General features: G+C 71.6%; 11 protein-coding genes. 6 read left to right on the forward strand and 5 right to left on the reverse strand.

What is annotated here, in order from left to right; genetic code table 11:
- Positions 1-52: 52 nt before the first annotated feature.
- Positions 53-1,393: a sensor histidine kinase gene (locus ACZ63I_RS04750; RefSeq protein ID WP_469335309.1), complete on the forward strand. Its 1,341-nt coding sequence runs from the start codon at positions 53-55 to the stop codon at positions 1,391-1,393.
- Positions 1,394-1,631: 238 nt separating this feature from the next.
- Here ACZ63I_RS04750 and ACZ63I_RS04755 read toward each other — a convergent pair whose 3' ends face one another.
- Together ACZ63I_RS04755 and ACZ63I_RS04760 are read right to left on the reverse strand one after the other, a co-directional pair.
- Entirely contained in the window at positions 1,632-2,138 is a 507-nt protein-coding gene (locus tag ACZ63I_RS04755) for an SUKH-3 domain-containing protein (RefSeq protein ID WP_469335310.1), read from the reverse strand.
- Positions 2,139-2,140: 2 nt separating this feature from the next.
- Positions 2,141-2,641 carry a YwqJ-related putative deaminase gene (locus tag ACZ63I_RS04760; protein ID WP_469335311.1) on the reverse strand — a complete coding sequence of 167 codons (501 nt, stop codon included), beginning with the start codon at positions 2,639-2,641 and terminating at the stop codon, positions 2,141-2,143.
- Positions 2,642-2,879: 238 nt separating this feature from the next.
- Here ACZ63I_RS04760 and ACZ63I_RS04765 point away from each other — a divergent pair, with 238 nt between their 5' ends.
- The 3 genes from ACZ63I_RS04765 (at position 2,880) to ACZ63I_RS04775 (ending at position 7,491) form a co-directional block, all read left to right on the forward strand.
- Positions 2,880-3,857, forward strand: a complete 978-nt coding sequence (locus ACZ63I_RS04765; RefSeq protein ID WP_469335313.1) for an SMI1/KNR4 family protein — start codon at positions 2,880-2,882, stop codon at positions 3,855-3,857.
- Entirely contained in the window at positions 3,854-6,340 is a 2,487-nt protein-coding gene (locus ACZ63I_RS04770) for an SUKH-4 family immunity protein (RefSeq protein WP_469335314.1), read from the forward strand. Before ACZ63I_RS04765 ends, ACZ63I_RS04770 begins: the two co-directional genes overlap by 4 nt.
- Positions 6,341-6,591: 251 nt before the next feature.
- Positions 6,592-7,491, forward strand: a complete 900-nt coding sequence (locus ACZ63I_RS04775; RefSeq protein WP_469335316.1) for a cellulose-binding protein — start codon at positions 6,592-6,594, stop codon at positions 7,489-7,491.
- Between the two features lie 21 nt (positions 7,492-7,512).
- On the opposite strand, the gene ACZ63I_RS04780 is transcribed toward ACZ63I_RS04775, so the two are convergent.
- The gene (locus tag ACZ63I_RS04780; RefSeq protein WP_469335564.1) at positions 7,513-9,039 is read right to left on the reverse strand and encodes an MFS transporter; all 1,527 of its coding nucleotides are present in this window, start codon (positions 9,037-9,039) and stop codon (positions 7,513-7,515) included.
- 404 nt (positions 9,040-9,443) lie between these two features.
- On the opposite strand from ACZ63I_RS04780, the gene ACZ63I_RS04785 reads away from it, so the two are divergent.
- Positions 9,444-10,232, forward strand: a complete 789-nt coding sequence (locus ACZ63I_RS04785) for an ABC transporter ATP-binding protein (RefSeq protein WP_469335317.1) — start codon at positions 9,444-9,446, stop codon at positions 10,230-10,232.
- Entirely contained in the window at positions 10,229-12,802 is a 2,574-nt protein-coding gene (locus ACZ63I_RS04790; RefSeq protein ID WP_469335319.1) for an ABC transporter permease, read from the forward strand. The genes ACZ63I_RS04785 and ACZ63I_RS04790 overlap by 4 nt, the downstream gene beginning before the upstream one ends.
- A gap of 121 nt (positions 12,803-12,923) precedes the next feature.
- On the opposite strand, the gene ACZ63I_RS04795 is transcribed toward ACZ63I_RS04790, so the two are convergent.
- Together ACZ63I_RS04795 and ACZ63I_RS04800 are read right to left on the reverse strand one after the other, a co-directional pair.
- A complete protein-coding gene (locus tag ACZ63I_RS04795) occupies positions 12,924-13,535 on the reverse strand; it encodes a DUF6879 family protein (protein ID WP_469335320.1) in 612 nt (203 codons plus the stop codon).
- Positions 13,528-13,797, reverse strand: coding sequence for a hypothetical protein (locus ACZ63I_RS04800; RefSeq protein WP_469335321.1), 270 nt, complete (start codon positions 13,795-13,797; stop codon positions 13,528-13,530). Before ACZ63I_RS04800 ends, ACZ63I_RS04795 begins: the two co-directional genes overlap by 8 nt.
- Positions 13,798-13,937: the final 140 nt, after the last annotated feature.

The following is a 13,937-nucleotide window of genomic DNA, read 5'->3' on the forward strand; positions in this document are numbered from 1 at the left end:
TGCTGCCCTGGTCGCCGGAAAATGACTCGCGTGCGCCCTTAGTCTGGGAGACATGACCACAACGGGGGCACATCAGGACGCCGGGGGCCCGACCGCCCGCGGCTACTGGTGGTGGGGGAGGCGGCGCAGCGTCGCGCTGGATGTGGGGCTGGCCGTGGTGTCGGCCCTGGAGTGCGCGCTGGAGGGTGTGCGGTTCGCGGGGAGTACGGCGTTGCCCGTGCCGGTGGGGGTGATTTTCGGGCTGTTGGCGGGGGTCGTGCTGTTGGTGCGGCGGCGGTGGCCGTTCGCCGTGGTGCTGGTGTCGATCGCTGTGACGCCGGCCGAGATGGGCTTCCTGATGGGGATCGTGGGTCTTTACACGCTCGCCGCTTCGGAGCTGCCGCGCCGGATCACGGGTGCGCTGGCGGGGATGTCGCTGGTGGCGACGTTCATCGTGACGTTCGTGCGGACGCGGCAGAACGTGTCGACGGCGAGCTTCGATTCGTACGAGTGGTACGTGCCGACGGTGGCGGTGCTGATGTCGGTGGGGCTGACGGCTCCGCCGGTGCTGTTCGGGCTGTATGTGGGGGCGCGGCGCCGGCTGATGGAGAGTTTGCGGGAGCGCGCGGACAGTCTGGAGCAGGAGTTGTCGCTGCTGGCGGACCGCGCGGAGCAGCGGGCGGAGTGGGCGCGTACGGAGGAGCGGACGCGGATCGCCCGGGAGATGCATGACGTGGTGGCGCACCGGGTGAGTCTGATGGTGGTGCATGCTGCGGCGTTGCAGGCGGTGGCGTTGAAGGATCCGCCGAAGGCGGTGAAGAACGCGGCGCTGGTGGGGGACATGGGGCGGCAGGCGCTGACGGAGTTGCGGGAGATGCTGGGGGTTTTGCGTACGGGGGAGCAGGTGGCGGCACGCAAGGCGGCGGACGCTTCGGCGCCTGTGCCGGTGGTGGTGCCGTTGGCTGCGGTGGGGATGGCGGCTGCGGCTGCCGCCGCTGCCGCAGCGGAGGACGGCCCGGGGATGGCGGACATCGAGGCGTTGGTGGGGCAGTCGCGGGACGCGGGGATGGTGGTGGAGCTGTCGGTGCAGGGGGATTCGCGGGAGTACGCGCCGGTGGTGGAGCAGACGGCGTACCGGGTGGTGCAGGAGGCGCTGACGAATGTGCACAAGCACGCGGCGGGTTCGAAGGTGATGGTGCGGTTGGCGCATCGGGGGGAGGAGGTCGCGATGCAGGTGGAGAACGGGCCTTCGGACGCGGGTGTGGCGGACGCGGGGCTGCCGAGCGGGGGTAACGGTCTGGTGGGGATGCGGGAGCGGGTCCTGGCGCTGGGTGGGGTGTTCGTGTCGGGGGAGACGGACGCGGGCGGGTTCCGGGTGTCGGCGGTGCTGCCGTACCGGCGGCTGTCGGCGTAGCCGCACCGTCGGCGGCGTTCTCGGCGCTCGGGTGCTCGGCGGCTCGGGGCGTTCGGGTGCTCGGGTGCTCGGCGGCTCCGGCGCTAGGGGCGTTCGGCGGCTCCCGGCGTTCGGTGGCTCGGGCTTGGGGCTTGGGGCTTGGGGTCTCGGGTGCTCGGGGTGCTCGGAGGCTCGGGCGTTCGCGGCTTGTGGCTCGGAGGCTCCGGAGGCGCCCCGTACGCCCGTACGCCCGTACCGCTCAGGCCGACGTCAGTCGTGCCGGTTCCCTGCCGGTGAGCAGCGTCGCCAGTGCCAGGTCGATGTCCGGGCCGAGGTACCAGTCGCCGGTGTGGTCGATGGCGTAGACCCGGCCGACGGCGTCGATGGCGAGTACGGCCTGTCCTTCGCCTTCCTCGCCGAGCGGGGTCAGCTCGGTGTCCAGCGACCGGCCGAGGTCGGACAGGGTCCGGGCGAGGTGGATCCCGGCGAGCGGGTCGATGCGGACGGTGGCGGGTGCTATCTGCCGGCCGGGTCCTGCCGGTGTGATGGTCAGGCCGCCGAATTCGGCCCAGGCCTCGACCGCGGCGGGGAAGACGGTGTGCAGGTGGCCCGCCGGGGTGACGTGTGCGCGCAGGGCGTCGGCCCATTCCTCGGCCTGCCTTATGTCCCAGCGTCCTGGCTGCCAGCCGGCTTCGCGCAGGGCGGCGTCGACGGGCGCGGGGAAGCGCATGGAGGTGGGGCCGGAGGTGGGGATGGGCGCGGGCATGTTCAGCCGTTCTGGGTGGGGTCGACGGGCCGTACGCCGAAGTGGTCGAGCAGCGCGATGCAGGACCGGCAGGGGGGCGCGTAGCTGCCGTGCAGCGGGTCGCCGTCCTCGCGGATGCGGCGGGCCGTGAGTTTGGCGTGTTTGAGCGAGCGGCGGGCGTCGCCGTGGGTGAGGGGTTTCTTGCGGGCGCGCTTGGAGCGGGCTTCCTCGGTGGCGGTGAGATGTCTGGAGAGCAGGATCGCTTCGGGGCAGCGCCCGGTGAATCGTTCCCGCTGTCCGCTGGCGAGGGTGTCGAGGAAGTCCTGTACGAGGACGTGCAGTACGGGTGGCTGGTCGGCCTTGCCCGCGGTGCAGGTGAGGGTCTCGCCGCGGACGGAGAGCGCGGCCGCCACGGCGGGCAGGATGCCGTCGCGGCGCCGGCGGAGCTGTGGCGGAAGGTGTGGGTCGACGCTGCTCCAGCCGAGGCGTGGGTCGCCCTGTGCGTCTGTTGGTGCGGTGTGCATCGTGCTTGTCCCTCCCGTGCCAGCGGCGGGTAGCCGCTGGTGTCACGCCCCCGTGTCGCGGGGACAGCCTGCCAAATTTGACGCCGGATCGGGTAGCGGAGTCGCGGATCGGGGCGTGGCGTCGGCGCTGGGTCACCCCGAAGTAACCCCTTGTCACCGGGAAGGAGCCTCTCTGTGGCGTGTTGCGGCACCGCATAGGCTGTGCGTAACCAGCCAGCAGCAGCAGGGGGCAACCGCCATGACGACAGGTCGGCTCGGGCAGCAAGCCGCGCCACCGAACGCGGCTTATGCCGGGCAGGTCGTGCAGTTCCCGGATCCGGTCCGGGCGTCCCGTCACCCGCACGGGGTACGGGTCGACGACCGCGGCTTTCCGGACTTCGTGCCCTACGCGCGTGCCGCCGCCGAGATCGCCGAGCCTCCCGAGGGGTTCGGCGTGGACGAGTTGCGGCTCACGGACTATGTGTCGGCGAACGCGGCGCTGGCCGCCGCCGGGCACGAGTTGTGGGACACGATCGCGCCGGTGGCCACTCCGCACGGCTGGACCTGGCACCATGTGCCGGCTTCCCGGCGGCTGGTGCTGGTCCCGGTCGAGGTGAAGGCGCTGCTGCGGCATCACGGCGGTCTCGCGACGACGCGGGTGGACCACGGCAAGCGCGGTACGCGGCCGTTGCAGGAGACCCGGCCGGTGCACTTCGGGCTGCCGAAGGCCGAGGTGTCGGTCACGGAGCGGCAGTTGCTGGGGGTCGAGGAGGATCTCGGCTACCGGCTGCCGGGTGCGTACCGCTCGTTCCTGAAGGCGGCGGGCGGCTGCGCGCCGGTGGGCGCGGCGCTGGACCCGGAGTTGGGGTTGCTGGTGGACCAGCCGTTCTTCACGGTGCGGGACCAGGCGGCGGTCAACGACCTGGTGTACGTGAACAAGTGTCTGCGCGACCACATGACCAAGGACTATCTGGGCGTCGGTTTCGTGCAGGGCGGCATCCTGGCGGTCAAGGTCAGGGGTGAGCGCATCGGTTCGGTGTGGTTCTGCGCGTACGACGACGCCCGTGACCAGGACGGCTGGAGCGTGCAGGAGCGGGTGGACCGGCTGCTGCTGCCGTGCGGTGACGACTTCGACGTTTTTCTGCAGCGACTGGCGGGCAATCCGCCGGAGTTGGAGACCGTGGCGAACCTGATGGTGGACGGCGGCTTCGCGCAGGCCGTCCCGGTGGAGGGATGAGCGCGATGGTGACCTTCGCGCAGGCGCAGGAGCGCGCGGAAGAGTGGGTCAACGGCGAGGTTCCCGGCTATCAGCACCGCGAGGTGCGGGTGCGGGAGTTCGACCTGGGGTTCGTCGTGTGGGCGGAGGACCGCGAGGGCGGTCCGGTGTCCGACGGCGGCCGGCAGCGGCTGGTGATCGCCAGGGACAGCGGTGAGGCGACGCTGTGGCCCGCGCTGCCGGTGGGTGAGGTGATCCGCCGGTACGAGGAGGAGTACGGGGCGCGGCCCGAGCCTGCCGCGCCCGCGCCGCCGCAGCGTATCGACCTGAATCAGACGTCGTTCCTGCTGACGCCGCCTGAGTGGCTCCAGGACGCGGCGGACAAGCTGGGCATTCCGGATCGCCGTTCGGAGAGCGGCGGTTCGCCGCAGCCGGAACCGGCTGCGGCTTCGGCTGCGGCTTCGGGCGCGGCTGGATCGGGTGCGGGAGCTTCGGACGGTCCGGGCGGTTCTGGCGGTTCCGGTCCCGGCAGCTCCGGCGGTGCTCCGCCGATCGGCGCCACGCCGTGGGCCGGTACGGACACGAACGCCGCGTCGGAGGAGGGTTCCGTACCGCTGCCCGCGACGGTGTTCGCGCCGCCGCTGTCCGGCACGGATGAGGACGACGAGCCGCAGCGTGCCGTGGGCGCCGAGGCGCCGACGGCGCTGATGTCGGGCGGCAGCCACCTGCCGCGTACGTCGGTCGCTCCGTCGTTCGACCCGCAGTCGCTGCCGGGCGCCGAGCCAAGTCCGCCGGGGGTGAATCCGGCCGGTGCCAATCCCCCCGGGCCGGGGCCTGTTGGTCCCGGACCTGCCGGGCCCGGTGCGCCGCGACCGCCGGCCGCGCCCGGCCGTCCCGTGGGCGGCAGCGCGAGTGACATAGCGGACGCGGCGACGAGCAAGGCGACAGCGCCGCCGCGCGGCAGCCGCAGGAGCGCTTCGAGTCCGTCGACCCCGCCGCCGCCCGGTGCGCCGGGCACGCCGGGGGCACGGCCGCCGGGGCCGCCGCCGGCGCCCGGAGCGCCGGGTGCGCCCGGGGCGGCCGGTGGGTACGCGCCGACGCAGCTCGTGTCGCAGCAGGGCCCGGACGGTCCGCAGCCGCCCGGACCGCCCGGACCGCCTGGTCCGCCCGGAGCGCCCGGGATGCCGCCGGGCGGGGTGCATCACGCGGAGACGATGTTCGCCGATCCCGGCCAGGGCGGTCAGCCGCCGAGGCCGCCGGGCCCGCCCGGCGCTCCCGGTGCGCAGCCCGGCCCTCCGCAGCCGCCTGGACCTCCCGTACCCCCCGGACCTCCCGGCCCCCCCGGACCTCCCGGTCCGCCCAGTGCGCCGGGGACACCGCCGGGCACGCCGCCCGGTGGGGTGCATCACGCCGCGACGATGCTCGCCGGTCCGAACCCCGCGGGTCCGCAGGCCCCGCCCGGCATTCCGGGTCCGCCGGGACCTCCCGGCGCGCCGCCCTCGTACGGCTATCCGCAGCGCCCCACCGGGCTGCCGACGGTCGGCCCCGGCTACCAGGCCGTGCTGCGCTACCGCGCCCCCGACGGGTCGGAGGCGCAGCTCATCCGTCGTTCGGCGCCGGGCACCCCGCATCCGGAGTGGCAGATCCTGCATGAGCTGCGGGCCATGAACGTGCCGCCGCAGCAGGTGCTCGAACTGCACACGGAGCTGGAGTCGTGCGAGCTGCCGGGTGGTTACTGCGCGCGGATGATCAGGGAGACCTGGCCGCAGGTGCGGATCACCAGCGTCGCCCCGTACGGGCAGGACCACGCGAGCAGGCAGCAGGGCATGCAGCATCTGCTGACCCATCAGGGCGAGTTGCACCAGGTCGCCGACGGTCCGGCGCGGCCGGCGCCGGTGCGTGCGCCGCTGCCGCCCGTACCGCCTGTGCCGCCGATTCCGCCGGAGGGCGTCGCGCAGGAGCTGATGGCGGCCTTCGGTCCGCAGGGCATCTGCCGCTACGACCAGCGTGCGGTGTCGCGGCAGGGTGTGCCGGAGGCGGTGGCGCTGACGATGGTGTGGGCGGGGCTGCCGGCCGACTTCGGGCCGTTCTTCTGGGCGCAGCCGGCTCAGCCGGTGGTGCCGACGCTGGCGGAGCTGGCGGCGCAGCGGCAGGTGCAGGCGGCGCCCGACGCCGGGTCGTACCTGGTGATGGGCAGCGACTTCGGCCGTGCGCTGTGTGTGCAGTACGGCACGGCGCACATCATGGCCGTACCGGTGGAGGCGGGTCCCGGCGGTCAGTCGTCGCCGCCGCAGTTCGTGAACACCGGGCTGCCCGAGTTCACCCGGTCGCTGGCGCTGCTGGGGCGGATGTGGCGGCTGCGGTTCGGGCTGAATCCGGAGCAGGCGGGCCGCTGGACCGTCGATTTCCAGGCGCAGTTGGCCGCGCTGGACCCGGCGGCGCTGGCGTCGCCGGAGAGCTGGTGGTCGGTGCTGCTCGAACAGATGTGGGACGGCTTGCTCTGATCCGACCCTGAGATGTGTCCCGGCCGGGGCCTTCACCGCGTTTCGCGGTGGGGGCGCCGGTCGTTTTTGGACGTTCTTGACCGGCCTCCCACCGGCCGTTCCGGCACGCGGACCGTATGCCGCATCCTTGAACGAAGCAGATGGGCGGAGTGTCGCATTATGCGTATTTCACTTTGATCCAGCAGGATGTGCGCCGGATCGCGTTGTGCGCCCCGCGTCGGGGCGCCCCATGTCGGAGGAGGGTTTCAAGGATGAGTCCGCCACCCCTGTCGTCTCATGGCTTCGTGCCCGTCCGGGGGCGCGGCTACCGCCCCGAGCAGGTCGACCGGTCCCTGGACGAACTGTCCAGGGACCGCGACGAGGCATGGGAGCGCGCCGCGCGCCTCACTGTTCTCGTCAAGCGGCTGGAGGCCGAGGCCGAGGAGCTGCGGGAGCGGGTTTCGGCCATCGAGCCGCAGACGTACGAGTCGCTGACCGACCGGGCCAGGGAGATCGTGGCGCTCGCCGCCGACGAGGCGCAGGACGTGCGGGTGGCGGCTGCCGAGGAGGCGCAGGCGGTACGGGACGCCGCCGGGGCCGCCGCGCGTGCGTCGGGCGAGTCGGCGCGGGAGTGGGCGGAGGCGCTGCGGGCCGAGGCCGACGCGTACGCGGAGGAGCTGCTGGCGGCGGCGCGCAAGGCGGCCGACGACGAGCGGATCGGGGCGCGGCGCGAGGTGAAGGCGCGGCGCACCGAGGCGCTGGCGGTGCTGAAGGAGACGCGGCAGCGTACCCAGGACGTGCTGGAGGGGCTGGAGAAGGGCCACGCGGAGCGGCTGGCGGCGCAGGAGCGCGATGTCGCGGAGCGCGAGGCGGCCCTGGATGCGCGGCACGCGCGCCAGGTGGCGCGCGCGAAGGCGGGCCTCGACGAGGCGCAGCGGACGTTCGCCGAGGCGGGGGAGCAGGCGCGGCATCGTCAGGAGGACACCCAGGACCGGGCCGCGGAGCTGCTGGCGCAGGCGAGGGCCGCCGCCGACCGGGAGATCAGGGACGCGGAGCGGGTGGCGCGGGAGCAGGCGGAGTACGGCGAGGAGCTGCGGGCGCACATGCGGCACGTACGCAACAGCCTGGCGGCGCTGTCGGGGCGCGCGCCGGTGTCGTCGTCGGAGGACTGAGCGCCCCTCGCTGTGCTGACTTCAGCCGTCGGTGTCGGTGTCGTCCTGGATGATCGGGAAGCGCCGGGGCGCGACGAACAGCAGGACCAGCAGGGCGACGGCCGCCGCTGCCGCCGCGCCGAAGAAGACGTGGTCGACGGCGTCCGCCACGGCGTGCCGTAGGTAGTCCGCCGCCTGGGTGGTGAGCGCCGCAGGGTCGTCGAGGGCGCGCGATATCGCGTCCACGTCGGTGGGGAGCCCGTCGGTCGGCGCGTCGGCGAGGCGCGCGGCCAGCACGCTGTTGGCGACGGCGCCGAACAGCGCCGCGCCGACGCTCTGGCCGATCTGCCGGCAGAAGAGGATCGAGGCGGTGGCCGTGCCGCGCTCGGACCAGCCGACGCTCGACTGCACGCCGATGATCAGCGGCAGTTGGAAGAGTCCGAGCGCGCCGCCGAGCAGCAGCATGACGAGGGCCGGCTGCCAGGCCTGTCCGGGGAAGGGCAGGAAGGGGAAGGCGAGCAGGAAGACCAGGGCGAGGCTGATCCCGACGACACCGGTGAGGCGGAAGCCGATGCGGTTGTAGACGCGGTTGGACAGGGCGGCGCTGACCGGCCAGCTCAGGGTCATCGCGGACAGGACGAAGCCGGCGGCGATCGGGCCGAGGCCGAGGACGGACTGGGCGTAGGTCGGCACGAACACGGTCGGGGCGACCATCAGCAGGCCGAGGGCGCCGAGCGCCAGGTTCACCGCGGCGATGTTGCGCCGCCGCCACACCCAGCCGGGGATGATCGGTTCTGCGGCGCGCCGTTCGATGGCGACGGTGGCGCAGGCGAGGGCGGCGGTCGCGGCGAACAGGCCGAGCGAGGGCGCGGAGAGCCAGGGCCAGGCGACACCGCCCTGGACGAGCGCGGTGAGCAGCAGGGCGCCGGTGGCGAAGACGGCGAGGGCGCCGGCCCAGTCGATACGGGTCTTCCGCGCCCGCCCGGCCCCCGCGCCGCCCGTGGCGGAGGCTCCGGTACGACCGGCATTCGTACGACCGGCTTCCGTACGGCCGGGCTCCCGCAGGTGCCGGACGATGAGCCAGAGCGCCGCCGCGCCGACGGGCAGGTTGATCAGGAAGATCCAGCGCCAGTCCAGGTATCCGGCGAACAGGCCGCCGATGGCGGGCCCCGCGACGGACGACGTGGCCCAGACCGTGGACAGCTTGGCCTGGATCTTCGGGCGCTCCTTCAGCGGGTACAGGTCGGCGGCGACGGTCTGCACCGTGCCCTGGATGGCGCCGCCGCCGAGCCCCTGCACGACGCGGAACGCGATGAGCGCGGCCATGCTCCAGGCGGTCGCGCAGAGCACCGAGCCGACGAGGAAGAGGGCGATGCCGGCGATCAGGACCGGCTTGCGGCCGAAGGTGTCGGAGAGCTTGCCGTACACCGGCAGCGTGACGGTGACGGCGAGCAGATAGCCGGAGAACAGCCACGAGAAGATCGAGAGCCCGCCGAGGTCCCCGACGATCTGGGGCACGGCGGTGGCGACGATCGTGCCGTCGAGCGCGGCGAGCGCCATGGCCAGCATCAGCGCGGCGACGACCGGGCCGCGTCCGGTGGGTGCGGCGGTGGCGGTCGCCGTCCCGGATATCGCTTCGGTGCCGCTCACGGCATCCCTTCCCCGTACAGGTAGTTCCGCGGTCACCTTCTCATCCGCCGCGTTCTCCACCCAAGGGCGCACCTCGCGGGTGCAGCCCCCTAGGGGCTTGTCCTTACTCCACTCCATGGGCCGTTCGTCCCGGTGGATGAGGTGGTGCCCACCCCGGGGTCCTTACCTTGTTCTTACGGCGCCGGCGGGGACCGGAACGGGGGCCCGCCGGTAGTCGGGGGGTGGGGAAAACCCCAGGTGAAGTGTGCGCTGAGCACCAATGCGCCGGGGTGCCCCTGACCAACAGACTGAAGCAACGAACCGATCGACATTGGAGATTCACCGTGACAACGGCTGTGAGCATTCCCAGGCACGGGGGCACTGGAGGGCGTACGGCAGTCGCGGCGCGAGCGCGGCAGGTCGTCAAGGCGTACGGGGCGGGGGAGACGAGAGTGGTCGCGCTCGACCATGTCGATGTGGACATAGCGCGGGGGCAGTTCACGGCGATCATGGGCCCTTCGGGCTCGGGCAAGTCGACGCTGATGCACTGCCTGGCCGGGCTGGACACCGTCACGTCGGGGGAGATCTTCCTGGACGAGACGGAGATCACGAAGCTGAAGGACAAGCACCTGACGCAACTGCGCAGGGACCGGATCGGGTTCATCTTCCAGGCGTTCAACCTGCTGCCGACGCTCAACGCGCTGGAGAACATCACGCTGCCGATGGACATCGCGGGGCGCAAGCCGGATGCCGCGTGGCTGCGCCGGGTGGTGGAGACGGTGGGGCTCGCCGAGCGGCTCAAGCACCGGCCGACGCAGTTGTCGGGCGGCCAGCAGCAGCGGGTCGCTGTGGCCAGGGCGCTGGCGGCGCGGCCGGAGATCATCTTCGGTGACGAGCCGACGGGGAACCTGGACTCGCGGGCCGGCGCCGAGGTGCTGGGCTTCCTGCGCCGCTCCGTCGACGAGCTGGGACAGACGATCGTGATGGTGACGCACGACCCGGTGGCCGCCTCGTACGCGGACCGGGTGCTGTATCTCGCGGACGGCCGGATCGTCGACGAGATGCTGCGGCCGACGGCCGACGCGGTGCTGGACCGGATGAAGGACTTCGACGGCCGGGGGCGTACGTCGTGACGATCCTCAAGACATCCATGCGCAACTTCCTCGCGCACAAGGGAAGAATGGCGCTGTCCGCCGTGGCGGTCCTGCTGTCGGTGGCTTTTGTCAGCGGCACGCTCGTCTTCACCGACACCATGAACACGACGTTCGACAAGCTCTTCGCGCAGACGTCGGCCGATGTTACGGTCAGCCCCAAGTCGGCGGCCGGCGCGTCCGACATCCCGGACAACGGCAAGCCGGAGTCGCTGCCGGCCTCGACGCTCCAGCAGGTCGCGAAGGCGGACGGGGTGAAGTCCGTCGAGGGCGCCGTGTCCAGCATGAGCGTGACGGTCGTCGACGCGAAGAACAAGAACATGGGGTCGACCAGCGGCGCCCCGACGATCGCCGGCAACTGGACGCGTAACGACCTGCGTTCGATGGACATCACCTCGGGCCACGCGCCGCGCGGTCCGACGGAGGTGATGGTCGACGCGGACACCGCGGACAAGCACCACCTGAAGCTCGGTGACGAGCTGCGCACCATCACCGTCACGGGTGACCTCACGGCGCGGATCGCCGGTATCGCCACTTTCAAGGTGACCAACCCGGGTGCGACCGTCGTCTACTTCGACACGGCCACGTCCCAGCGTGAACTGCTGGGCGCCACGGGCCGGTTCACCCAGCTCAACGTGACGGCCGACGAGGGTGTCAGCGACGCGGTGCTGAAGCAGGACGTGGCGGCCGCGCTGCCCGGCGCGTACAAGTTCCAGACGCAGCAGGAGGCGGCGGACGCGAACCGCGACGACATCGGGTCGTTCCTCGACGTGATGAAGTACGCGATGCTCGGCTTCGCCGGGATCGCCCTGCTCGTCGGCATCTTCCTCATCGTCAACACGTTCTCGATGCTGGTCGCCCAGCGCACCCGGGAGATCGGGCTGATGCGGGCGCTCGGCTCCAGCCGCAAGCAGGTCAACCGGTCGGTGCTGGTGGAGGCGGTCCTGCTGGGGATCGTCGGATCCCTCGCGGGGGTCGCGGCGGGCGTCGGTCTGGCGGTCGGGCTGATGAAGCTCATGTCGGCCGTCGGTATGGAGCTGTCCACCGGGGATCTGACCGTCAAGTGGACGACTCCCGCCGTCGGGATCGCGCTCGGTGTCATCGTCACCGTCCTCGCGGCGTACATCCCGGCGCGGCGGGCCGGCAAGATCTCGCCGATGGCGGCGCTGACCGACGCCGGCATGCCGGCGGACGTCCGCTCGGGCCGGATCAGGGCCGCGATCGGCCTGGTCCTGACGGCGGCCGGCGGTTTCGCCCTCTACGTGTCCACGCAGGCCGACAAGGCCGGCGAGGGCTCCTCGTACCTCGGCCTGGGCGTGGTCTGCACGCTCATCGGGTTCGTGGTGATCGGCCCGCTCCTCGCGGGCGTCGTCGTCAGGGCGCTGAGCACGGTCGTGCTGCGGATGTTCGGCCCGGTCGGCCGGATGGCGGAGCGCAACGCGCTGCGCAACCCGCGCCGTACGGGAGCGACGGGCGCGGCCCTGATGATCGGACTGGCCCTGGTGGCCTGCCTGTCGGTGGTCGGCTCCTCGATGGTCGCCTCGGCGACCGACGAACTCGACAAGACGGTCGGCGCGGACTTCATCGTCCAGTCGAGCACCGGCCAGCAGATCGTGCCGCAGGCGGAGGCGGCGCTGAAGAAGTCCCCGGACATCGCCCGCGTCACCGACTACAAGATCCTCGACGCCAAGCTGACGTCCCCGGACGGCAGGACGGACAGCGACGAGGTGGTCGCGGCCGACCCGTCGTACATGAAGGACCTGCGCCGCGAGACCACGGCGGGCACCCTGTCCGGCGCGTACGGCAAGAACGCGATGTCGGTCGGCGACGACTACGCGAAGCGGCACGGTGTGAAGGTCGGCGACGAACTGACCGTCGCCTTCAAGGCCGGCAAGACGGCCAAGCTGAAGGTCGCGGCGATCACGTCGGACGACACGAGCGTCGACAAGGGCGTGAAGTACCTGAACATCACGACCGCCCGGAGTTACGTGCCCGCCGACAAGATGCCGAAGAACACGATCATGTTCGCGGCGGCGCAGGACGGCAAGGAGAAGGAGGCGTACCAGGAGCTGAAGTCCTCGATCGCCGCCTACCCGCAGTACAAGGTGCAGGACCAGACGGACTTCAAGCAGGACCTGAAGGACCAGATCGGCCAGCTCCTGAACATCGTCTACGGCCTGCTGGCCCTCGCGATCGTCGTCGCTGTCCTGGGCGTGATCAACACCCTGGCCCTGTCGGTGGTCGAACGGACCAGGGAGATCGGCCTCCTGCGCGCCATCGGCCTCTCCCGCCGCCAACTGCGCCGCATGATCCGCCTGGAATCAGTGGTCATCGCCCTCTTCGGCGCCCTCCTGGGCCTCGGCCTGGGCATGGGCTGGGGCACCTCGGCCCAGAAACTCCTGGCCCTGGAGGGCCTGGGAGTCCTGGAGATCCCCTGGCCCACGATCCTGGGAGTCTTCGTGGCCTCAGCCTTCGTAGGCCTGTTCGCAGCCCTGATCCCGGCGTTCCGCGCGGGCCGGATGAACGTGCTGAACGCGATCGCGACGGAATAACCCCGGCCACGACCGCCCCACCCACCGACCGGCCCTCCGGAACGCGCAAGCGCCCGCGGGGCCGGTCGCTCATGCGTACCGCTGGACGAGACGCCGGCGCAGCGCGGTGGCGCGGGGGTGGTCAGGGAGTGGTGGTCGGCGGTGGGAGTGGGGCGATTTCGCGGGCGAAGAAGCTGGTGTAGTCCTCGGCCTGTGCGTACAGCTCGTTGAAACCCGCCGAGGTCTCCGCGATCAGATCCCGGTCTGTGTAGTGGTTGGCACCCGCCGCGTTTCCGTCGTCGTCGTACCGCACCTCGAACATCGCCGTGTGTCCGAGGATGACCACCTCGGGGGCCGGGTGCTGCCGCTCGATGTCTGTGATCGTTCTGGCGTCGATCAGGCGGATCCGGTCCCCCACCTCGACCCGGAGGCGCAGCACGTGCAATTCCCACTGCACATAGGGCGTCACGGGGAATTCCACCACGCGCAGGCGGCGTTGCAGCACCCCGAGGCGTGCCACTTCCTCGACCTGCCCGGTGTAGGCGTCGCGCTTGTCCTCGATGAGTGAAAGCGCCTCGTCCCACCGTCCGGCCGCGAATGCCTCCCAGCTCGCGAAGCCGCGTTCTTTGAAATTCTGGCCGCGTTCCAGTTTGTTGAGGTGCCCGATTCCGCTCTTGAGGGTGCGGTAGTACTCCTCGTGGTAATGCGGGCGGTCGAGCCGCGTCGAGATTCCCTGGGAGAACGAATCAAACATGGGGGATGTCCGGCTTCGCCGCGACGAGCATGCTCCTGGGGATCACCACAAGCCGCTCGTCGGGACCGATCGAGACTCCGGCGGGCAGCCTCGCGCCGAGGGCGTCCGACAAGTCCCGTCCGATGACGTCGCCGTCGCCGTTGCTCAGCTCCCACATGTCGGGGCAGTCGGGTGTGTCGGAGGTGACTCCCAGTTCCTGGGGAGATTTGCCGATCCGCCGTAGAAACGTGGTCTCCGGATCCGCTTCCCATGACCTCGCCACAGCAGCCTCCTTCTGTTCGCAGTCGAACAAAGCGACGCTAGCAGCGTGGCTGGTCACCGTGATTGGATTTCGCACGGGCTTCGAAAGGAACAGGCCATCTGGTGCGCGCTGCCGTCGACGCCGGTGTGCTCCCTCCGTAG

The organism is Streptomyces sp. NPDC087906 (assembly GCF_055584925.1).